This is a genomic window from Bacillus sp. LR--39 (assembly GCF_053613335.1).
This window is the reverse complement of the sequence record NZ_JBSIOT010000002.1, coordinates 699220-719803: the sequence shown is the minus strand read 5'-3', so window position 1 is coordinate 719803 and position 20584 is coordinate 699220. Positions and strand designations below refer to the sequence as shown.

General features: G+C 47.5%; 22 protein-coding genes. 4 read left to right on the top strand and 18 right to left on the bottom strand.

The features are described from left to right. Nucleotides 1-35 precede the first annotated feature (35 nt). From ACWHAR_RS13350 to ACWHAR_RS13335, 4 genes are read right to left on the bottom strand one after another with little or no spacing between them, the layout of a single operon-like run. Nucleotides 36-713, bottom strand: coding sequence for an ABC transporter permease (locus ACWHAR_RS13350; protein ID WP_007613829.1), 678 nt, complete (start codon nt 711-713; stop codon nt 36-38). A gap of 18 nt (nt 714-731) precedes the next feature. Beyond that, on the bottom strand, nt 732-1649 hold the full coding sequence (locus ACWHAR_RS13345) for an osmoprotectant ABC transporter substrate-binding protein (protein WP_032876435.1): 918 nt from the start codon (nt 1647-1649) through the stop codon (nt 732-734). Between the two features lie 14 nt (nt 1650-1663). Then, the gene (locus tag ACWHAR_RS13340; RefSeq protein WP_014305838.1) at nt 1664-2317 is read right to left on the bottom strand and encodes an ABC transporter permease; all 654 of its coding nucleotides are present in this window, start codon (nt 2315-2317) and stop codon (nt 1664-1666) included. Between the two features lie 16 nt (nt 2318-2333). After that, nucleotides 2334-3479, bottom strand: a complete 1146-nt coding sequence (locus ACWHAR_RS13335) for a betaine/proline/choline family ABC transporter ATP-binding protein (RefSeq protein ID WP_029973568.1) — start codon at nt 3477-3479, stop codon at nt 2334-2336. 285 nt (nt 3480-3764) lie between these two features. Between ACWHAR_RS13335 and ACWHAR_RS13330 the strand changes: the two genes are divergently transcribed. Further along, nucleotides 3765-4298 carry a GbsR/MarR family transcriptional regulator gene (locus ACWHAR_RS13330; protein WP_003151660.1) on the top strand — a complete coding sequence of 178 codons (534 nt, stop codon included), beginning with the start codon at nt 3765-3767 and terminating at the stop codon, nt 4296-4298. 33 nt (nt 4299-4331) lie between these two features. On the opposite strand, the gene opuCD is transcribed toward ACWHAR_RS13330, so the two are convergent. From opuCD to opuCA, 4 genes are read right to left on the bottom strand one after another with little or no spacing between them, the layout of a single operon-like run. After that, nucleotides 4332-5006, bottom strand: coding sequence for a glycine betaine/carnitine/choline/choline sulfate ABC transporter permease OpuCD (opuCD, locus tag ACWHAR_RS13325; protein WP_003151658.1), 675 nt, complete (start codon nt 5004-5006; stop codon nt 4332-4334). Between the two features lie 17 nt (nt 5007-5023). Next, the gene (gene opuCC, locus ACWHAR_RS13320; protein WP_087920808.1) at nt 5024-5917 is read right to left on the bottom strand and encodes an osmoprotectant ABC transporter substrate-binding lipoprotein OpuCC; all 894 of its coding nucleotides are present in this window, start codon (nt 5915-5917) and stop codon (nt 5024-5026) included. 37 nt (nt 5918-5954) lie between these two features. Continuing rightward, the gene (locus tag ACWHAR_RS13315) at nt 5955-6608 is read right to left on the bottom strand and encodes an ABC transporter permease (protein ID WP_032876432.1); all 654 of its coding nucleotides are present in this window, start codon (nt 6606-6608) and stop codon (nt 5955-5957) included. A 20-nt stretch (nt 6609-6628) separates the two neighbouring features. Then, nucleotides 6629-7768 (bottom strand): osmoprotectant ABC transporter ATP-binding protein OpuCA, encoded by a 1140-nt coding sequence (opuCA, locus tag ACWHAR_RS13310; protein ID WP_003151651.1) that lies wholly within the window; start codon nt 7766-7768, stop codon nt 6629-6631. Nucleotides 7769-8028: 260 nt separating this feature from the next. Here opuCA and ACWHAR_RS13305 point away from each other — a divergent pair, with 260 nt between their 5' ends. Continuing rightward, complete coding sequence (locus tag ACWHAR_RS13305) at nt 8029-8586, top strand: GbsR/MarR family transcriptional regulator (RefSeq protein ID WP_032876429.1); 558 nt, start codon at nt 8029-8031, stop codon at nt 8584-8586. Between the two features lie 20 nt (nt 8587-8606). On the opposite strand, the gene ACWHAR_RS13300 is transcribed toward ACWHAR_RS13305, so the two are convergent. After that, the gene (locus ACWHAR_RS13300) at nt 8607-9239 is read right to left on the bottom strand and encodes an NAAT family transporter (protein WP_007409973.1); all 633 of its coding nucleotides are present in this window, start codon (nt 9237-9239) and stop codon (nt 8607-8609) included. A 438-nt stretch (nt 9240-9677) separates the two neighbouring features. On the opposite strand from ACWHAR_RS13300, the gene ACWHAR_RS13295 reads away from it, so the two are divergent. Further along, entirely contained in the window at nt 9678-10388 is a 711-nt protein-coding gene (locus ACWHAR_RS13295) for a hypothetical protein (protein WP_032876426.1), read from the top strand. Nucleotides 10389-10429: 41 nt separating this feature from the next. Here ACWHAR_RS13295 and ACWHAR_RS13290 read toward each other — a convergent pair whose 3' ends face one another. Further along, complete coding sequence (locus ACWHAR_RS13290) at nt 10430-12220, bottom strand: zinc ribbon domain-containing protein (protein WP_032876423.1); 1791 nt, start codon at nt 12218-12220, stop codon at nt 10430-10432. Nucleotides 12221-12351: 131 nt separating this feature from the next. Between ACWHAR_RS13290 and ACWHAR_RS13285 the strand changes: the two genes are divergently transcribed. Next, on the top strand, nt 12352-12813 hold the full coding sequence (locus tag ACWHAR_RS13285; RefSeq protein WP_007613857.1) for a GNAT family N-acetyltransferase: 462 nt from the start codon (nt 12352-12354) through the stop codon (nt 12811-12813). Nucleotides 12814-12856: 43 nt separating this feature from the next. On the opposite strand, the gene ACWHAR_RS13280 is transcribed toward ACWHAR_RS13285, so the two are convergent. From ACWHAR_RS13280 to ACWHAR_RS13245, 8 genes are read right to left on the bottom strand one after another with little or no spacing between them, the layout of a single operon-like run. Beyond that, nucleotides 12857-14092 (bottom strand): MFS transporter, encoded by a 1236-nt coding sequence (locus ACWHAR_RS13280; RefSeq protein ID WP_032876419.1) that lies wholly within the window; start codon nt 14090-14092, stop codon nt 12857-12859. Beyond that, nucleotides 14067-14987, bottom strand: a complete 921-nt coding sequence (locus ACWHAR_RS13275) for a sugar phosphate isomerase/epimerase family protein (protein WP_032876416.1) — start codon at nt 14985-14987, stop codon at nt 14067-14069. The genes ACWHAR_RS13280 and ACWHAR_RS13275 overlap by 26 nt, the downstream gene beginning before the upstream one ends. 7 nt (nt 14988-14994) lie before the next feature. After that, nucleotides 14995-15672, bottom strand: coding sequence for a PIG-L deacetylase family protein (locus tag ACWHAR_RS13270; protein ID WP_023357140.1), 678 nt, complete (start codon nt 15670-15672; stop codon nt 14995-14997). Continuing rightward, nucleotides 15635-16393, bottom strand: coding sequence for a WbqC family protein (locus ACWHAR_RS13265; RefSeq protein WP_007409964.1), 759 nt, complete (start codon nt 16391-16393; stop codon nt 15635-15637). Before ACWHAR_RS13265 ends, ACWHAR_RS13270 begins: the two co-directional genes overlap by 38 nt. Then, on the bottom strand, nt 16366-17247 hold the full coding sequence (locus ACWHAR_RS13260; RefSeq protein ID WP_032876413.1) for a GNAT family N-acetyltransferase: 882 nt from the start codon (nt 17245-17247) through the stop codon (nt 16366-16368). Before ACWHAR_RS13260 ends, ACWHAR_RS13265 begins: the two co-directional genes overlap by 28 nt. Before the next feature lie 11 nt (nt 17248-17258). After that, on the bottom strand, nt 17259-18515 hold the full coding sequence (locus ACWHAR_RS13255; RefSeq protein ID WP_032876410.1) for an aminotransferase class V-fold PLP-dependent enzyme: 1257 nt from the start codon (nt 18513-18515) through the stop codon (nt 17259-17261). Next, nucleotides 18481-19410 carry an NAD-dependent epimerase/dehydratase family protein gene (locus ACWHAR_RS13250; protein ID WP_032876407.1) on the bottom strand — a complete coding sequence of 310 codons (930 nt, stop codon included), beginning with the start codon at nt 19408-19410 and terminating at the stop codon, nt 18481-18483. The genes ACWHAR_RS13255 and ACWHAR_RS13250 overlap by 35 nt, the downstream gene beginning before the upstream one ends. Next, entirely contained in the window at nt 19407-20537 is a 1131-nt protein-coding gene (locus ACWHAR_RS13245) for a DegT/DnrJ/EryC1/StrS family aminotransferase (RefSeq protein ID WP_032876966.1), read from the bottom strand. The genes ACWHAR_RS13250 and ACWHAR_RS13245 overlap by 4 nt, the downstream gene beginning before the upstream one ends. Nucleotides 20538-20584 lie beyond the last annotated feature (47 nt).

The window sequence follows — 20584 nt, the reverse complement described above, 5'->3', positions numbered from 1 at the left end:
AAAAAAAGCATCCTTCACGCGGAAGAATGCTTTTTTCATGAGGCTGAGCGTACGATCAGCTTTCTTTTTTGTTTTTTCACCGGGCTGAGGGCTCGTTCCAGCCACGCCATCAGCAGGTCTGCGGCTACCGCCATCAGCGCGGTCGGGATGGCGCCCGCCAGAATAATGGCGGTTCCGTTTGTCGCGTTCGACCCTCTGACGATCATATCGCCGAGGCCGCCCGCCCCGACGAAGGTGCCGATCGCCGTGATGCCGATGGCAATGACGAGCGCCGTTCGAAGACCCGCCATAATGACGGAAAGCGCAAGCGGCAGCTCCACCATACGAAGGATTTGGTATTTCGTCATGCCCATCGCTTTTCCCGACTCGAGATAAGCGTGCTCGATATTGATAATGCCCGTGTGCGTATTTCTGAGAATCGGCAGCAGGGAATACAAAAACAAAGCCGTGATGACCGTATTGGCGCCGAGTCCCATGACAAGCATCAGGACGGCGAGCATCGCAAGCGCCGGAACGGTTTGAATCACGTTCGCCACAGCAAACACCCAACCGGCGAGACGCCCGTGCCTTGCTGTCACAATTCCGGCCGGAATGGCGAAAACGGCGGCGAAAACGACGCCGTACGCCGACATGAGAAAGTGCCGCCAGCATTCATACAGAACATAGCTGCCGTTTTGAGCGTAATACGTAAACAGCTCCTTCATCGTGTCCATCCGCACATCTCCTTTCCGTTATTCAAAGTAATGATGTTTTTCTAAATATTCCTTAGCCACGACGGACGGCTCTTTTAATCGGCCGTCAACTTCGTAATTCATTTTCTGCATCATCTTTGTATCAATCGCGCCGATCATTTGATTGATCACGCCCTCCAGTTCGGGATGCTCTTTTAATACATGGTCCGGAACGACGGGTGAACAGTCATACGGAGGAAAGAACCGCTTATCATCCTTCAGCGTTTTCAGTCCGTAAGCGATGATTCTTCCATCGGTGGAATAAGCGAGCGCGATATCCATTTTCCTGCTTTTCAGCGCGTCGTAAACGAGGCCGATCTGCATCGGATACGTGCCTTCAAATGACATTCCGTACGTTTTCATAAAATCCTGATATCCGTTGCCTCTCAGCTTCATCCAGTAGTTATCTACGCCGAATTTCAGATGAGACGCTTCTTTTTTGACATCGGATACCGATTCTAAATGGTACTTGCGGGCAAGCTGTCCGGAAACGGTAAAGACGTATATATTATCAAAGCCGTAAGAATCAAACCATTTCATGTCATATCTGTTTTGAAATTCACGCTGAACGAGCCGCAGCGCTTTTTCCGGGTCTTTTTCCGGCTCCATGCGAAGCGTCCCGGTCAGCGCGTCACCTGTATAGCGTGTAGCGGCGATATCAATATCACCGTTGATCAAGGATTGCTGCTGTACGGCGTTGGAACCGAGATTTTTAATAACGGATGTTTTCAACCCGCTGTGATGTTCGATCATCTGCCCGAGCATGCTCGCGATGATTTCTGATTCGGTCATGCTTTGCGCGCCGATTTTAATGGTATCCTCCGATGCGGCGCTCAATCCCGGGAGTGAGCATCCGCCAAGGAGCAGCATGCCGATACAGGCGATTGCGAGCAGCCGTTTTTTGCATCTATTCCCCATGAGAGACCTCCTCCTTATGAAGCATCCTTTATGCTCTTCAGCCCGTCAGGCGTGACTTTCCGTTCTGTCATCCCCAGCATATAATCGACAGCGGCCGCCAGCATTGTGACCGGAACAGCGCCTGCGATAATATACTCCGGCTGATAAAGGTTCAAGCCGATAAAAATGTAATCCCCGAGTCCGCCTCCGCCGATAAAGGAGGCGAGCGTCGCCCAGCCGATTAAATAAATCGAAGACGTCCTGATGCCCGCCATGATGACCGGAGCGGCAAGCGGGAGCTCTACAAGCCTGATCTGCTCCCATGCCGTCATGCCGATTCCTTTTCCCGATTCCAGAAGATGCCGATTGACGCCGAGAATCCCCGTATACGTGTTTCTGAGAATCGGCAGCATGGAATAGAAAAACAGCGCCGCAACGGCCGGGACCTTTCCTACGCCTAAAAGCGGAATAAAAAACGCAAGAATGGCAAGACTCGGCAAGGTTTGAATGATGTTGACGATGCCGATGACGGCGCCGGCTCCTCTTTTCATCCTCGTCAGCAGGACGCCGAGCGGAACGGCGGCGAGAATGCCCGCCATGACGGCGATTAATGAGATGTACAGATGCTCCCATGTTTTATAAAGCATCTCTCCTCCATTTGCCTGTAAAAATTGCACGGTCTGATTCATATCAATTGAAGCCTCCTCATGACATCACCGCGAGCTGATTCTCTTCTCCCCAGATGGAGTCATAGACGATGTCAACGAGGCTTGCCCTTGTCACGATTCCCGTTAAACGGCCGGCTTCATCAAGGACCGGCACAAATTTCATGCCTCTTTTTAAAATTTTATGGACGGCGTCGCGAAGCAGAGTGCCGCTTCTGACCGTGTATAGATCCCGTTCAAGTACTTCCGCGACGGTTACCGCTTGTCTTCGATTGCGGTCAATCATCTCCACATCGACATAACCTTGGAGAACGTTCTTTTCATCAATGACGAGCAGCGAATCCACCCGCTCGGCACGCATCAGCTGAATGGCGGCTGACAGTGTTTTCTCAGGTGTTACCGTCACGGGATCGGGATTCATGATCTGCTCCACCCGTTCAATATCAGGGCTGGATGATTGGATCAGCCGTTCCTTGCCGATAAACTCCTCAACAAATTCATTCGCCGGAAATCTGAGAATCTCATCAGGCGTTCCGGCCTGGACGATTTCTCCCGCTTTCAGAATGACGATTCTGTCCGCAAGCTTGATGGCTTCGTCCATATCATGGGTAACAAATACGATGGTTTTATGTAAGGTTTTTTGCAGTTTTTTAAATTCTTCCTGAAGGGAATCTCTCGTAATCGGGTCAAGCGCCCCGAACGGTTCATCCATTAAGATGAGCGGCGGCTCTGCGGCAAGTGCCCGTAATACACCTATTCGCTGCTGCTGTCCTCCGCTCAGTTCATGAGGGTAACGGTCTAAATATTCAGGCCCCATATCAACGAGCTTTAAAAGCTCCCGCGCCCGTTCCTTCCGTTTTTCGGCAGGATGCTTTAAAAGCTTCGGAACGAGGGTAATGTTCTGCTGAATGGTCATATGCGGAAACAGCCCGATCTGCTGGATGACATAGCCGATGCTTCTTCTGAGTTCCACCGGGTCTTGTTCCATAATGTTTCGGCCCTCTATCAGGATTCTGCCTTCTGTCGGTTCAATTAAGCGGTTGATCATTTTCATCGTCGTCGTTTTTCCGCAGCCGCTCGGTCCGATAAAACAAATAAATTCACCTTTGGCGATATTCAGGTTGATGCTGTTGACGGCTTTTTTCCCGCCTTTATACATTTTCGAGACATTTTCTAATGTCAGCAAACACTCACACCTCCATGATTAAGTTTATTCAATTCGTTAAATTCAAATTTAACTTTTCAGACAATTGAACGTTTCCCATTATAAATTAAACTTTGTAAATTAAAAAGTTTACAATTTGTCCATATTATATATAAAGGTTGTGTAAGCACTGATTTACCCGTATTGACCGGCAAAGTTCTTCTTATTGCTCCGGATTACTGCCAGATTCTCTCGGAAGAGCATTTCCGCCGGTTTAAAAATGTGGTATATTGACATCGGAATTGCTGACTGAAAGGATTGAAACTGTTGGAGAAAGATCCGTTACACGTAATCGAACAAGCTGAAGATCATTTGATAGAACGAATCGCTGAAAATATGCATACATTCGGAATGCCCGCGACGGTGGGGCGCATTTTAGGCATTATTTATATGAACCGCAAGCCGATGACCTTAACTGAATTATCAGAAGCGACAGGCATGAGCAAGACGAGAATGAGTCAGGCGGTCCGTGAAATGCTTGACGTCAATCTGGCGGAAAAAGTGTTTGAAAAAGGCGTCCGCAAAGATTTATACGACGTCGAGCAGGATTATTACCAAACCTTTATTACGCTGTTTACGGCCACATGGAGCAAGGTCGTCAGCAAAAATAAAATGATGCATAAAAAGCTGAACCGCGAACTGACGGCTGTCCTTGAAAACGGCGTGCCGGAAGAAGCTGAGGAAAAAATCAACGAACTGCTGAAAGAATTAAAGGATTGGCTTGATTACTACAACTGGATCAGCCGTCTGATCGAGTTTTTTGAAAGCGAAGAAATTTTCAAGCATGTTCCGAAGCCATAAGAAAAAAACGCCCTGACCCGCAAGGCGTTTTTTTCATGCCGCATTCGGCGCTTTGGTTCGTTTTTTCTTTCTCACCGGACTCAGCGCCCGCTCCAGCCACGCCATCACAAGATCTGCGATAACGGCCATCAGCGCTGTCGGAATGGCGCCGGCCAAAATAATCGCGGTTCCGTTCGTGGCGTTTGAGCCCCTGACAATAATGTCACCGAGTCCGCCCGCGCCGACAAACGTACCGATTGCCGTAATGCCGATCGCGATGACGAGCGCCGTCCGCAGCCCCGCCATGATGACGGAAAGCGCAAGCGGCAGCTCCACCATGCGGAGCACCTGAAATTTGGTCATGCCCATCGCTTTTCCCGATTCAAGATAAGCGTGTTCAATGCTGGCGATTCCCGTGTACGTATTCCGGATGATCGGAAGAAGCGAATATAAAAACAGCGACAAAATCACCGTATTGGCGCCGAGCCCCATGACGAGCATCAGCACCGCAAGCATCGCAAGCGCCGGCACGGTCTGAATCACGTTTGTCACCGCGAATACCCAGCCGCTTAATGTTCTGTACCTGGCAATGAAGATGCCGAGCGGAACCCCGACGATCGCCGCAAATAAAACGCCGTATACCGACATGAGAAAATGGCGGTAAAACTCCTGAAGCACATAGGCGCCGTTTTGAGAATAATAAGTGCCGAGCTGCTGCAGCACTTCCATTTGCCCCACCTCATTTCTTATTCAAAATAATGATGTTTCTCCAAAAATTCTTTAGCGACGACGGACGGTTCTTTCAGCTTGCCGTCCACCTCGTAATTCAATTCCTGCATCGTTTCCGTATCGATTTTGCCGATCAGTTTATTCACAATGCCCTTCAGTTCAGGATGCTGCTTCAGCACGCTGTCGGGAATGACCGGCGAACAGTCATACGGCGGGAAAAACTGCTTGTCGTCTTTTAAAATTTTCAGATCGTACGCTTTAATCCGTCCGTCCGTTGAATAGGCGAGGACAGCATCCATTTTCCCGTTTTTCACGGCATCGTATACAAGTCCGATCTGCATCGGATAGGTTGTGCCGAATTCAAAGCCGTACGTGTCGGTAAAGCCTTTATAGCCGTCACCTTTTCTTTTCAGCCACGCATTGTCTACACCGAGCTTAAATTGATCCGCATGCTTCTTAATATCGGACACTTTGTCTAAATGGTCTTTTTCCGCAAGTTCTTTCGTGACGGTAAAAGCGTATGTGTTCTCAAATCCGTAAGAATCAAACCATTTGTAATGGAAGCGTTTCTCAAATTCCTTCTGGACGATGGATAATGCTTTTTTCGGGTCTTTTTCCGCTTCCATGCCGAGGGTGCTCGTTAAATCCGTTCCCGAGTAGCGCGTCGCGGCGATATCGATTTCACCGCCGAGCATCGCCTGCTGCTGGACATAGTTCGATCCGAGGTTTTTAATTAATGCCGTATTCAAGTCTGTATTGTGTTCAATCATCTGTGCGATCATATTGGCGATAATTTCTGATTCCGTCATGCTTTGCGCCCCGATTTTGATCGTATCATCGGAAGCCCCGCTCAGGCCGGGAAGGGAACAGCCGCCTAGAAGCAGAGCAGCTGACAGCGCCAGTGCGCACATCCATCTCTTTTGGTTTTTTTTCAAAACAGCCAACTCCTTATGATACTTCCTTCAGTCCTTTCAGCCCTTTCGGCGTCACCTTCCGTTCCGTCGCCGCTAGCAGATAATCAATGATAATAGCTAAAATGGTGACCGGCACAGCGCCGCCGATAATATATTCAGGCTGATAGAGATTCAGGCCGATAAAAATATAGTCTCCGAGCCCGCCGCCCCCGATAAAGGAAGCAAGCGTCGCCCAGCCGATCAGATAAATGGTGGATGTGCGGATGCCCGCCATGATCACCGGAACCGCAAGCGGCAGTTCCACAAGCCTGATCTGCTCCCAGACCGTCATCCCGATGCCTTTTCCCGATTCCAGCAGATTTTTGTTTACGCCTTGAATGCCGGTATACGTGTTCCGGAGAATCGGCAGCACCGAATAGAAAAACAGCGCGACGATCGCGGGCACCTTTCCCACGCCTAACAACGGGATAAAAAACGCCAGTATCGCGAGACTCGGCAAGGTCTGCACAATGTTGACGGCGCCGATGACGGCGCCTGCGCCCTTTTTCATTCTCGTCAGCGCCACTCCGAGCGGAACGGCGACGACAATGCCTAATATGACGGCGATGATCGAAATGTATAAATGCTCCCACGTTTTATATAACAGTTCTCCGCCGTTCGTCTGCAAAAACTTGATCAATTCATTCATTGTAAGCGTTCCTCCCCTTGTCAGCCTGTCACCAGCTGGTCTTCCTCGCCCCAGATTGAATCGTAAACGATGTCGACAAGGCTCGCTCGCGTGACAATTCCGACTAAATGCCTTTGTTCATCAACGACGGGTACATATTTCATTCCGCGCTTTAAAATTTTGCGTACGGTATCGCGCAGCAGTGTCCCCTGCTCGACCGTATACAGATCAGAGCGGAGCACGTCGCCGACGAGGCTCGCTTTTTTCCGGTTCTGATCAATGATTTCGACATCCACATATCCTTGCAGCACATTCAGGTCATCAACGACAAGCAGGGAATCGACACGGTGTTCCCGCATCACCTGTATCGCCTGCGAAAGCGTTTTGTCCGCCGTAACGGTGACAGGCTTTTTGTTCATCATCTGCTCGACGCGTTCAATATCCGGTCTTGATTGCAATAACCGTTCTTTGCCGATAAATTCTTCGACAAACTCATTAGCCGGATTCCGGAGAATGTCATCAGGAGTGCCGGCCTGAACGATCTCTCCCGCTTTTAAAATGACGATCCGGTCAGCCAGCTTAATAGCTTCATCCATATCGTGGGTTACAAACACAATCGTTTTATTCAATGTTCTTTGCAGTTTTTTGAATTCTTCTTGAAGGGAATCCCGCGTAATCGGATCAAGCGCTCCGAACGGTTCATCCATAAGAATAAGAGGCGGTTCCGCTGCAAGGGCGCGCAGCACGCCGATTCTCTGCTGCTGTCCCCCGCTCAGCTCGTGAGGATAGCGGTCTAAATATTCCGGGCCCATATCGACGAGCTTCAAAAGCTCCCGCGCCCGTTCCTTCCGCTTTTGTTCCGGCCATTTCAGCAGTTTCGGCACGAGGGAAATGTTCTGCTGAATGGTCATATGAGGGAAAAGTCCGATCTGCTGAATGACGTAGCCGATTTTCCGTCTCAGCTCCACCGGGTCCTGCTCCATAATGTTTTCGCCATCGATAAAAATCTTTCCGGATGACGGCTCAATCAGTCTGTTAATCATTTTCATCGTCGTCGTTTTTCCGCAGCCGCTCGGCCCGATAAAACAAATAAACTCGCCTTTTTCGATATTTAAATCAATGCTGTTGACAGCTTTTTTTCCGCCTTTATAGACTTTCGATACATTTTCTAATCTCAGCAATCCGTGCACCTCCGAAGGGTTCCGTTATTTTTCTGAAAAGTATAATCTTTATTATAAGATGAAATTTGTAAAATAAAAAGTTTACAATGTGTTGAAATTATATACAATATACGTATTTTTTCATGTTATCCCGCTGACAATGCGGATGTTCTTACAATCGCTCCCGATAGCTCGCATATCCTGCCGCATCATCTTTTTCATCAACTGTAAAAAATATGATATATTGTCAGCATGAAAAGCCAGTGAAGGGATGATCAGCCGTGGAAAAAAACGCTCTTGATATCATCGGACATGCTGAAGAGCATCTCATTGAGAGAATCGCCGAGAATATGCATACATTCGGAATGCCGGCCACACTGGGACGTGTGCTCGGTATTATTTATATGAACCGCAAGCCGATGACGTTAAATGAGCTGTCAGAGGCAACCGGGATGAGCAAAACGAGGATGAGCCAGGTGGTCCGCGAAATGACCGATGCCAATCTGGCTGAAAAAGTGTTTGAAAAAGGCGTTCGCAAAGACCTTTATGACGTGGAGCGTGATTATTACCAGACGTTTATCTCCCTGTTTACGGCAAATTGGACAAAGGCGGTCAGCAAAAACAAAATGCTCTATAAAAAGCTGAACCGCGAGCTGACTGAGCTTCTGGAATCGGAAAATCTCAATCCCGATATTGAAGAAAAAGCCCGTCAGCTTTTGGATGAACTGACGGATTGGCTCCATTATTATGACTGGCTGAGCCGTTTGATAGAATTTTTTGAGAGTGAAGAAGTGTTTCAGCATGTGCCGAAAATAGAAAAAAGCAGCCCCCGAAGATAACCGGGCGCTGCTTTTTTAAGTCAGGAAACCAATATCGGGAACATGCCTTTCAGACCGGCGCCGATCATGCCGATCGCCACCACCGCCAAAATCAGCCCCATCAGTCGGGTAATGACGTTCATTTCGGTTTTCCCGAGCTTATTGCTGATGAAAGATGAATAGTGAAAGAAGATGAACGTCATCGCGATGACGGCCGCAATGCCGATAAGCACGCTGATGTAATGGAAGATGCCGCCATGGCCGGCCGACAGACTCATCACCGTCGCGATCGTACCGGGTCCGGCGATAATCGGAATCGACAAAGGCGTCACAGATATATCGGCTTTCTCCTTGCTTTCCCCTTTCTCTTCATGATGAAGGGACTGTACATGAGATTTCTTCGCGTTCAGAAGATTATAAGCGATGCCGAAAATAAAAATGCCGCCCGCGATACGTAAGGCATGAATGTTAATGTCAAACAGTTTAAAGATCAGATGGCCGAAGATTAAAAAAGCCGCCAAGATGATAAACGACAGCACGGAAGCCTTGCGCGCGATCGCTGTCCGTTCTTTCTCCGAGTACCCTTCCGTCAGTGAAAGAAAAATCGGCACGTTTCCGATGGGATTGGAGACTGCAAACAGTGAAATGAAGACATGAATGATGAATGAAAACATGCGTACCTCCTTATGACTTGCCGTTATTGAGTTATGTTTTGTTCTCCGCTGTTTCTTATGCATGGTTTTTACCCCGGGGTCTGCTTTTTATAACCTCAGCCGGACGATCCGGAAACAGAAAAAAACCGTCCTTGTAAGGACGGTTTTTTCTGTTTGTTATCTCCATAAGCCTTTTCCGAATTTCAACAGCCGATAAAGCATTTTCAATTTTTTTAGCATGCGTTAATTTCCTTTTTTACTCTGAATCAATGCGCCGAGAGACATGATATCCATCAGCTTCATTAAAATTCTACCATAATGGGTACTTTTTCTCTATTATCAATTCATAGAGAAAGTGATTTGTATATCTTTAGAAAACTCCGTTACATCCGCCCTATTTTCTTTTATAATGTAAATATTGAACAAAATCCCTATATTACTTGTAAAAGGAGTTTTAGAATGTATTGTTCTCAATGCGGCCATCAAACTGATGGCGGAAAGTTTTGTGAAAAGTGCGGGGCGCCCCAGCCCGGGCAGGGAGGCGCAGGCCAAACGCAAGGCCAGGCCGCTCAGGCCGGCGCCGCCGCTAAGCAGGCTTCAAAGCAATTTGCCTTATTCGTGCTTGATGTGTTAAAGAGACCGTACCAAACATGTAAAACGACAGGCGGCGAACAGCTTGTCAGCAGCATCATCAACATGGTGCTTTTCTGCCTGGTGACGCCGATTATGTTTTATATTCTCTTATCAGACGGCTTTCGTGACGTCAGTTTTACCGCGGTTGTGATCAAACCGGCGCTTACCTTTGCATTATGCGTTTTCTGCCTGTATCTCTTGATTTTTATCGCTTTGAAGGCCGGCGCCGCGCAGGTGTCATTTAAAGATTCGCTGTCCAGATTCGGAGCATTTTTGATTCCGTTTACAGCTATTTTGCTTCTTGCCCTCATTTTTATGCTGCTTCATACAACCGTTTGCTTCACCATTCTGGCTGTCGGTCTTTTAGGAGCGGCGTTTGCCGTGCCTCCGCTCATGCTGGCGAGCTATCAGCATCAGCTCACTACTAAGGCGGATATCATTTATTCTGTTATCGTCATCTATTTGATCATTTGTGTAACGTTTCAATTCACGATCAAGCATTATATAAAAGAACTCATGAATTATTTCTTCTTTTAAAAACGGAAACCCCCGCCGCCTGATTGGCGCGGGGGGTTTTTTTATTGAATGGATGTTAAATAAATTCTTCCGTCTTTAACAACGCCGCCATACGTCCAATTGTATGTTCTGAGCTTCGGACTGCCGCCGGCTTTCGTAATATAAAACTCCTCGTACGTATGAATCGTCAGATGAGAGCCTTTCTGTGAAAAGCTTTTGACATTCACTTCATTAAATACTTCGGTCGTCCCCTCGCTGTGCAGTTTTTTGACCAGTTTCTGCTGATCTGCATACAAAGGGCTTCCCTCTTCTAAATTGCCCGCCATGATGGCAAAATTGTTAAGGCTGACGGCGCTTGATTGATTTGTCAGGTAATCAGTCATAAACGATGTGACTTGCTCGTTTGTCACGCTGCCTGAAGCTGTGTTTCCTTTGGAAGATGCCCATGCTGATGTATAGGTTTTCGGCTGGTCGTTTTTTATTTTTTTTACATTTGTCCCAGAAGAATCTGAGGCAGGGTCAGCTTTTTCGAAAACCCATTTTTTATGTTTTGTATCATATGAGAGTACATAATGAAAGCTCGGCTCAGCCTCTTCCATATCAGGCTTCGTATTCCCGTCGAAATAAGCAGACTCATGAAGCTCTTTACCCGTAACAGTTACTTGCCAGCGGCCGTTCTCTTGAGAAATCGCAAATGAATCCAGGTCAAAGCTTGTCTCTTTATACTGATCCTTCAAAAAGGTGCCGGAGCTCTTCATGCCGGATACCACTTCTTTCGTCTGCTCTTTCCAGGCGGAACCAGCCTCGGTCATCTGATCGGTATTTCCGTCTGCCATCGCTTTTGTATACTGTTTCGTTGTTTTGACAATCGTGTCCATGATTGTTTGTTGTGTATCTTGATCCGGAATAAGCGTTAATTCCATATCAGTGCTGTTGATCGGAACATCGGCAGTTTTTGTTTTCCCCCAAGGAAAATCAGCCTCCACGGCGGCTGTCATGGAACCGTCAGTTAAGAGCGGACCGTATGTAACGGATGTAAACGGATCTTTATGGACGGACTTGCCGTTTATCAGCAGATCGCCTTTCGCGCTTTTGAAGCTGTCTGCCGGAGTGAATGTCACATCCTCGGCGTCTAACGGCAGGTCAAACTCAACATTCCGGCTGCCGGCCGCCTCTGCCTCTTGCTTTTTGACAACGTCAACCGTCTCATTTTTAAGCTTGGCTTCCGCCGTGTAGACACCCGGTGTATACGGACCGAAGATTTGGGTTTCATCGGCTTTTTTGACCGTACCTGTTTTCTCGCTGTTGATATAAAGATCGGCGCCTTTATAATTGCTGGTGACGCGGAAATAAACCGGATCGACTTTCAATTCGTAATGGTCAAACAAAAGAAGGGTTTTACCCTCTTTTTTGACGTATACCGCATCTTTTTCTGATGAATTGCCGCGAAGCGATGCCAGCAGTTCATCGTGTTTCTTTGCGTATGCAAGGAGCGGTTTGACATTGGTCTCATTCAGCTTCAGTTTTTTGTCTGAAGGAGTGAGCAGGGCTGCGAGCTTTTTCGTGTCCCCGTCATGAACCGCCTGTTCGAATTGATCTGTGAGCCTTTTTTCAGATGTCAGCCAGGCTCCGGTTTTATATGCGGCAATCAATAAGATCAGCGCTGCGGCAATGCCGCCCCATATGAAGAGCGTTTTTTTAGGGATCGGCTTTCTCATTTGTGAAGCAGGTTCAGCCGCTCTTACAGCCGCCTGCCGCTCCAGCCGGCTTCCTTTCCCGATCGGTTTTCCGCATTCTTTACAGAAATGCGCCTCTTCGTTGTTCTGCTGGCCGCAATACTTACAAAAAAACATGACTTTCCTCCTATTCAATCTGCAAAACTTGTATAACTTTTCCTATGTTTCATATTTTATAATAAAGTAGAATGATTTTGGAGTTATTTTGAAAAATAGCTGTCGATCATAACGGAGGAGGAGAAACGGACATGCAAAAACTGAGTATCCGAAAAGCCGCGGAGCCGGATGAAGCGCTGTATGAACTATTGCTGCTGGCCGATCCGTCGAGGGAGATTGTCGATGATTATCTTGTAAGAGGAGAATGCTATACGGCTTGGACGTCAGACGAGCTTGCAGGGGTTTACGTTTTATTGCAAACAAGGCCTAAAACGATTGAAATCGTAAACATCGCGGTAAAAGAATCGCTGCAGAACAGGGGATTCGGAAAACAGCTGGTGCAAGATGCCATTGAAAAAGCGAGACAATCGGGAGCTGACACGATTGAAATCGGCACCGGAAATTCCAGTATTCATCAGCTGTCACTCTATCAAAAATGCGGATTCCGCATTCAGGCTGTCGACCATGATTTTTTTATCAGACATTATGATGAAGACATTTTTGAAAACGGCATTCAATGCCGGGATATGATACGGCTTTATTTGGATTTATGATAAAAAGGGCGCCGGCTGACATCGGCGCCCCTTCGTTTACCATTCAGACGGATTGATCCGCTTGCTTCTCTGTATTTCTTTGACTCCCTTGTCTGACTGAAAAAATAGCAAAAACGATCGTAAGGGTCAGTCCGACCGCCGCAAAAATATAATCCGCATTCATCAACAGCAGAAGCCCTGTATAGACAGCGGCCGACAGCGGTTCACCCATTTTGACAATGGAAAAAATCAGTGCAAAGACCCTTCCGAAATATGCGGCCGGAACCGTCTTTTGGAAATACAGCACCGTTTGCACATCAATATACGAGATGATAATGCCAAGCACCAGGAAGATGATGCACTCAAACCCATGAAGGGGAAAAAACAGGAGCATAATGAGCAGTCCCGCTGCCGTTAACGTCCGCGGGTACAGCCGGTTCAAGCGTTTTGTATTCCATTTGAAAAATACGGCCAGATTGCCCAAAAGCATCCCCGCCTGAAACATTGAATACATGACGGCAAACCATACAGAATAGTTCTGCTGAAAACGCTCCACAGCAAGAATCGGCCCCATTACTGAAATAAGGCCGGCAATGACGAGATTTACGACGAAAAAGTATCCGACCGATGTCAGCCATGCCGCATTTCCTTTCAGCATTCTGTAACCGGCTTTTACATCTTCAGTTCCGTTGCTTTTTTCACTGGGCTGTTCTGAAATACGAATGAACGCGATAAACGCCGCGGAGATAAAAAAAGCAGTTCCGTTTATGGCAAACAGCAGCCCGAACGGAATAGCCGCAATCATGATCCCGCTGATCAATTTTCCGACGATGAGTCCGATCAAGTCACTCGTATTGATCAGAGATGTCGCCTGATCAAGATGCTGTTTGCGGACGAGCAGCGGAATGATCGCAACTTTCGCCGGCGCAAACAGCATCGATTGCAGAGATAGACAAAAGGCGCACACCCCAGCTATCCACACGGTTAATAAATCGTTCGCGCTGAGCACCGCCAAGAGGATCATGATGACGGCCCGGCCCGTATTGCACAAATACAAGATCGACTTTTTTCGGAATAAATCAATCAGCGGCCCCGCCAGCACGCCAAATGTCAACGGCACGAGTTCGATAAAAGAAATAACGCCGACAAGAATTTTGCTGCCGGTCAATTCCAGCACTAGCAGCGGCAGAGCAATGAGCCAGACCCCGTCCGCCGCTGAAGAAAACACCTGTGCACACCAAAGCTTTGCATAGTTCGGTGTTCGATATGTCATATCAGACCCTTTTTTGATCCTCGTCATCAGAAACACCGCCGAACCATTCCAGCGTTCTCCATGATTCCCGTCTTTCCGTATAATCCTCTTCCATCACCTCAAATACAATGCCGGTATCTTGATTCCGATAAAGCTCCTGCAAAGTATCTGCAGCCCTTCTCAGCAGCTCCTCAGCGATCGTCCCTTCACTCGGATGGCGGCCCTCAAAACAGCGGACGCCGCCATGCGGGAACGCAAGCTGGCGAAATGAGCTGAAGTGATAATGCTTAATGCTCTCTTTTATCGAAAGAAACTGAAAGAAATCGGGATATTTCAGCTGATCATTTCTGAACATAAGGGCGGAAGACAAGTGAGTCTGATAGGTAATCGCCCAATGGCACAGATCCCACGTAATACCGACATGCTTCAGATCCAGCTGCACCAGCTCTGTAAAATCCTCAGGATAAATGAAAATCGGATCAAAATCCTCTCCCAGATTCCCGATGATCGGAAGGTTTTCCACACCGATCCAGATGTCCGTCCCTTTCAGCCGCTCATCAAACTCCGCGAAAAACTCAACGATTTTTTTACGGTTTCCTTCCAGGTCATAGACTTGAAATTCCTCAACCGTCATAAATTGATTCGCATGAACGGTTATGCCTTTGGCGCCGTATTTCACAGCGAGCTCCGCAAAGTGATAAAGCTGTTTTTTGATGTGATCTTCATTCACATAATCGGCATGATCTGTCGGGAAATGCAGCGTCAATAATGAAGGATCAAGCTGTTTCGCATATTCCAGCGTCTGATTGAATGTTTTGAGATAATCCGCTTCACTAAAGGAATGGCCGTCAAAAATATTCGCTTCCAGACCGTATCCCGCTTCCACCCATTTCTCATCGATTTGCTTCGGATCAAGTCCGAAAAACGGAATTTGAGCAATCATAGGACAGTCACCATGTTCCTCTCACAAGCATAAACGCTTCCGCAGCGGTAAAACCCGATTTTGCTCCCCACACACGGGCATTATGTTCGATCGCCTGCAAAGAGCGGGGATGAGGGAAGTCTCTGAGCTCGGAACCGTAACACGCCATCGATTTCAATTTCGTTTCAAGCTCGTCTTCAATATTAACGAAGAAATTGGCATGAAACTGATCCTTCTGACAGTAATTCCATTCCGTCGAAGACAATGTTTCATAGGCAAAAACCCGTTTTACCGTATGACCGGGAAGCGGACGGGTTGCCGTCATGACCGCTCTGAATACGACGGAGTGGTCAATATTAATGTCACCGCCGTACTGGGTATACACAATGTCAGGCTGAAAACGATTGATTTGTTTCTCCGCTTCCTTCACGACATCCAGCAAATCCATTGAATCCATTCTGTTATCAGGAAGGTTCAGCCTGACAAAATCATGGATGCCCAAAGTGCTGAGCGCCTGCTCCGTTTCTTGATTAGAATGCTCCATAACGGAATCTTCAGGCTTTTTGTAATCCGTTTTTCTTGATGACTTGCCTTCCGCCATAATGACTGCCGACACGCTGTCACCTTGGCGGACATGTTTGGCGAGCGTGCCGCCGACGCCGATAATTTCATCGTCGGGATGCGCTGCAAATACCATTACTTTCATCATATTGCCCTCCTTTAACTAACATTTCAGCTGTATCCGCTCCGCAGTTCATCAGCATATCAAGCATGGAGAGGTGAGGGATATGCTCCCCGAATAATTGAGGATAGCCAAAATGTCGGATCTGCTGATACTCAATGACAATTCCGTTTCTTTCAAAATCGCTTTCTATTAAATAGTCGGAACCCTGACTGCCTGAATAATAACGGTCCGCCCCCAGCTCCTGACAAAGCGCTAAAACAAAATCGCTTTTTTTCTCCTTCCGGCATTCAAGCTCAGAGACATAACAGAGCGGCGTTTCAATTCGGAGCTCTTTTCGGAAAAATTCAATGATGTGCATATTCAAATCATGGAGATATTCCCACTCCCTCTGATAGACATCTTGAAAAAAATGCTGGTACCGCTCAAAATATGGAGCTTTCGCATAGTTCATTTTAATCGCCATCCAATGTTTTTTCCGCCAATCCTGTGTCTGGTCGATTTTCATATGCCGAAGCTCTATGTCTTTATATTGTTTCATCTGCAAAGGCACCGTCAGCCATCTGGGGCCCTGCGGCGTTTTGATTCTGTTGCGGTTGAGAAATCCTTTTTTCTCAAATTGAGCTGTGTCATGAATGGCAAACAGATCCGACTTATACATTTTTTCAAAAAAACCGTACCACGGCAGATAACTGGATTGATGGCCGCTTATTGTTTTCATTCCGGTTTCGTAAAAAGTCGGCATTGTTTTTCTTCAGCTCCCCAATATCGTTTCGGTCTTGCGATTTCTTTACTGTGTGAATAGCCAAAATCAGCCCATTGAAGCTTGCGGCAAATGGCGAATTGCAGGGCGTCACGCATCAATAAGTAAGAGGCCTGCGATTTTTTTCCCGCCAGGCTGTTTATATTCTGCCAATAATAGAAATGAGAGCGGTCATAGAGAAAAATACTGCTGCTGATCAGCGTCTCATCCTGATATGCTCCGACCCAAAACATTCGATCCGCAAACGTGTCAAGCAGCTTTTGGAAAAAGCCCTGGCTCAGTACATAAGCCGCGCCGATTGCCGACGTATGCTCTTTGTAGAGGTCATAAAATGCGCCAAGTTCTTTTTGCCCGATCAGCCGGGTGACAATATTCTCTTTTTCAGCGTATCTGACTGCCGTCCGGGCTTTTCCGGAAATGCCCGTCCAAAGTTCGTCAAACGTGTCCGGAAGCGAAAGAATCCGTGTCGCCTTTTCCGTCCACCCTTCCCCGATTTCTTCTGTAAAAGAAGTCTGACCGTACGGCAGCAGCATCCGGGATATGTTCCGGCTGAATATGGCCTGAATTTCACTTTGAAGCCATTCAAATGAGATGGGGCGATCTGAAATAACGCCGCCGTATCCGATCATATTGCCGGATAATACGCCCTTCTGTTCAAAAAGCGGAAGATAGATGACTTGTCCTCCGTCCGTTGTCAGTCTGACAGGGTGAAATGACGTGCCGGGAAGCTCTTCCATGAGGATTCCCCAATCATAGCTTTGAAACAATCCCGCCTGATACATGTCAGCGGCCCGATCCCATGCCTGGCGGGTCGTGTATACTGCTGTTTTTTGCATAGTTATCACCACTATTCAGTCTTATTCTTTTGCTCATAATATGATAAAACGGATTCGGCTATATATCTGACTTGCTCCTTTTGAAGAGGGGGTTTAAACGGCAGAGAAAGAACTCTCTTCCAAAGCGGGTCTTCCCCGCCTTCCCCCGCGTATGTTTCATAAATCGGAATACGTCCGAGGGGAAGATAGTTCCAGCATGTTTGGATGCCTCTTTCAGCTAAATAAACGGAACACCCGTACCGCTCTTCATCCCGGGGAAATACAATTGTTAAATAATTCAGATGTTCTCCTTCTTGGGGCTGAATCATTCTTACGCCGTTTGTTTCTTCCGCCTTTGCAAAGACTTCTCCCGCCGTCTCTAAGTTTCGGAGCGAAGCTGTTACAAGCTGATCCATACGTGAAAGCTGATCATCAATAATGGCTTCCCTTGCCGGATGCATGCGAAGCACGGGTACAACAGCCGGTTTATCCGGCAGAGCTTCGAGCTTTGTGGCTTTCATGGAAGGCATGGCGCCCGCTTTTCTAAACATATATGAAATAGGATGATGCCGTTTCCGTTTCATTACAGCCTGGATTCTTTGATTTCTGATATAAATTCGATAGTCAGCTGCCACTTGGCTGCGCTGTTCCATCGGGAGATTTGCTTTTTGCCGAAGCCATTCTTTCGGCGCGATTAACGCGCCGCCTCCGATACTCGCAAGCGGCTTTGAGGGGCCGAAGCTTAAAATGCCGAAATCGCCCAAACCGCCGGCAAATGTATCCGCTTGTTTTGTAAACATGGCTTGAGCGGCATCATCAATGACAGCAATTCCGTTTTCCTTCGCCCAGTCAATGATAGCGGTATTTTCTCTCCGGCCGTATACATGCGTGAGGATAACCGCACACGTCTGCCTTGTCACTTTTTTTTTGACATCCTCAAACGATAAGGATAGATGCTCATCCAGCTGCGCAAACACAGGCGCCGCACCGGATTGCAGCACGGCATCAATGACATTCGGGCAGCTGAAGGATGAGAAAATCACTTCTTTCCCCGGCCCGGCTCCCGAATAAGTTAATGCGAGCACCAGTGCCGCACTGCCGCTGGAGGTCAGCACAATCCCTTTCCCGTAACGTTTTTCCAGTTTTTCAGTCAGTCCGCTTTGTCCGGCAGTAAGCAAGTGCTTCACCGCGCGCAGACGGCCCCTGACGGAAAGCTGTCCGGGATAAACAGGATATTTGACCACTTCCGGGTTTTTAGGAAAGTGAAAGTTTGTACTTGTGTCTCTCATCTTTAATGATCTCCAGGCCTTCATTCAGACTTACTTTCGGAGCGTAACCGAGCAAACGTTTCGCCTTCTCGATTGACGGCGCCCGTTTAAAAATCTCGATGTCTTTTCCCCTCACGCCGTCTTCGCCCAGCTTTTTAAACAGATAGTTATCCTTCTCTCTGCCTGAAAGCACATTGACTTTTTCAGCCAGTTCTTTTATCGTGATCGGCTGGTCATTCCCGATATTGAAGTCTTCAAAGACGGCTCCTTCATGAATGAGAGCGAGATAAGTTCCGGTGACGATATCACTGATGTAGCTGAAGCAGCGTATTTGTCCGCCGTCCCCGTAAAGAGGCAGCTCAGAGCCATTCTCGGCCAGGCTGAAAAACTTGTTGATGACAAAATCCTCGCGCTGTTTCGGCCCGTATACATTAAAGTACCGGACGACCCGAATATGAAGTTTGTCGGAAGCCTGTTCTCTCAAATATTCCTCTGATTGCAGTTTGGCTTTTCCGTAAGCCGATTTCGGAAGCTTTCTGCTTGTCTCGGTATAAGGAAAATCCGGTGAATCTCCGAACACTTCTGAACTCGATGAGAAAAGAAGTGTGCTGATTCCTAATTCACCGCATACCTCAGTGACGTTTTTCGTTCCTTCAAAATTGACCCGTATGACGTCTTCTTCATTGCTTCGGCAGCTGTCCACTCCGACCATTGCCGCCAAATGGACAACTGCATCCGCTCCCCGCAGTGATTCGCGGAGGGACGTCCGGTCAAGAATATCCGTTTGGCGGTATTCAGTGTCAAAAGCCGGCTCCTTTTGGTCTGCAATGATGGTGTGATAACCTTTAGCCTGTAATAATGCCGCCAGTTCGCTTCCGATAAAACCGGCTCCTCCGATAATCGCAATATGTTTCATGATCCAACCTCCTGGCTGATAGTCAAAACTTCTTTTATAGACTTGACAATATAGCTGCAATCCTCATCTGATAACTGGCTGTAAAGAGGCAGTGATACGATCTCCCGGAAAACACGTTCAGTTACCGGAAGCTCGGCAGGAAAATGTTTTTTATAGTAAGGATGCAAATGCACGGGAATAAAGTGCACGCTCAGCCCGATTTGTTTTTCTTTCATTTTCTCAATAAACAAATCTCTGTCCATACCGCCGTTTTCTCGAATGCGTAAAATAAATAAATGCCATGAGTGCGTTATGCCGCTTGGAATGTCAGAAAGCGGAAGCGCCGCTTTGTCAGATTGGCCTGACAGTTCACGTACATAAAATTGAGCGATCTGTTCCCGTTTTTCTTGAATTTCGTTTGCGCGTTTCAATTGAACCAGACCGAGCGCGGCCTGAATATCCGTCATATTATATTTAAAGCCCGGCAGTAAAACGTCGTATCTCCAGCTGCCTTTTTCACCGTACCGGTTCCAGGCATTTTTTGTGATGCCGTGCCAGCCGTACAGCCTCGCTCTTTCTGCGGCCTGTTCGTCTTTCATGACGAGGGCTCCGCCTTCCCCCGTTGTAATATTTTTGGTGGCATAAAAGCTGAAGCACACGGCATCGCCATGAGTGCCGATCATGCTTCCGTTATATTTTGTACCGAGCGCATGAGCGGCGTCTTCAATCAGATACAATCCGTTTTCTTTACAAATGGATTGCAAGTTTTCCAGATCAGCCGGATAGCCGGCAAAATGAACCGCAATTACCGCTTTTGTGCGCGGCGTTATTTTCTTCCTGACATCTTCAGGATCGGCACAAAGACTTTTCTCGCATATATCCGCAAACACAGGAACGGCTCCGGCGTGCAGGATGACATTGACGCTGGAACAGAACGTGAAGCTCGGCACGATGACTTCATCGCCTTCTCCCACACCGAGCGCCAATAAAGCCATGTGTAATGCAGCGGTTCCTGAATTACAGCTGATGACGTGTTCGGCTCCTATACATTCTCCCAGCTTTTTTTCAAAATCGATTACCTTCGGGCCTTTCGAAATCCAGCCCGACTGAATCGTTTCGGTTACGCTTGCGATTTCTTCGTTTGTCATATCAGGTCTGTGAAAAGAGATAAATCGATTACTAATGACCGTTCCCT

Coding starts and splice junctions, on each gene's coding strand:
- ACWHAR_RS13315 (WP_032876432.1), bottom strand. CDS start 6,608: ATGAATGAATTGATCAAGTTTTTGCAGACGAACGGCGGAGAACTGTTA.
- ACWHAR_RS13275 (WP_032876416.1), bottom strand. CDS start 14,987: ATGATTGCTCAAATTCCGTTTTTCGGACTTGATCCGAAGCAAATCGAT.
- opuCD (WP_003151658.1), bottom strand. CDS start 5,006: ATGGAAGTGCTGCAGCAGCTCGGCACTTATTATTCTCAAAACGGCGCC.
- ACWHAR_RS13295 (WP_032876426.1), top strand. CDS start 9,678: ATGTATTGTTCTCAATGCGGCCATCAAACTGATGGCGGAAAGTTTTGT.
- opuCC (WP_087920808.1), bottom strand. CDS start 5,917: ATGTGCGCACTGGCGCTGTCAGCTGCTCTGCTTCTAGGCGGCTGTTCC.
- ACWHAR_RS13255 (WP_032876410.1), bottom strand. CDS start 18,515: ATGAGAGACACAAGTACAAACTTTCACTTTCCTAAAAACCCGGAAGTG.
- ACWHAR_RS13350 (WP_007613829.1), bottom strand. CDS start 713: ATGGACACGATGAAGGAGCTGTTTACGTATTACGCTCAAAACGGCAGC.
- ACWHAR_RS13300 (WP_007409973.1), bottom strand. CDS start 9,239: ATGTTTTCATTCATCATTCATGTCTTCATTTCACTGTTTGCAGTCTCC.
- ACWHAR_RS13280 (WP_032876419.1), bottom strand. CDS start 14,092: ATGACGAGGATCAAAAAAGGGTCTGATATGACATATCGAACACCGAAC.
- ACWHAR_RS13270 (WP_023357140.1), bottom strand. CDS start 15,672: ATGAAAGTAATGGTATTTGCAGCGCATCCCGACGATGAAATTATCGGC.
- ACWHAR_RS13340 (WP_014305838.1), bottom strand. CDS start 2,317: ATGAATCAGACCGTGCAATTTTTACAGGCAAATGGAGGAGAGATGCTT.
- ACWHAR_RS13250 (WP_032876407.1), bottom strand. CDS start 19,410: ATGAAACATATTGCGATTATCGGAGGAGCCGGTTTTATCGGAAGCGAA.
- ACWHAR_RS13265 (WP_007409964.1), bottom strand. CDS start 16,393: ATGCCGACTTTTTACGAAACCGGAATGAAAACAATAAGCGGCCATCAA.
- ACWHAR_RS13260 (WP_032876413.1), bottom strand. CDS start 17,247: ATGCAAAAAACAGCAGTATACACGACCCGCCAGGCATGGGATCGGGCC.
- ACWHAR_RS13345 (WP_032876435.1), bottom strand. CDS start 1,649: ATGGGGAATAGATGCAAAAAACGGCTGCTCGCAATCGCCTGTATCGGC.
- ACWHAR_RS13245 (WP_032876966.1), bottom strand. CDS start 20,537: ATGACAAACGAAGAAATCGCAAGCGTAACCGAAACGATTCAGTCGGGC.
- ACWHAR_RS13285 (WP_007613857.1), top strand. CDS start 12,352: ATGCAAAAACTGAGTATCCGAAAAGCCGCGGAGCCGGATGAAGCGCTG.
- ACWHAR_RS13290 (WP_032876423.1), bottom strand. CDS start 12,220: ATGTTTTTTTGTAAGTATTGCGGCCAGCAGAACAACGAAGAGGCGCAT.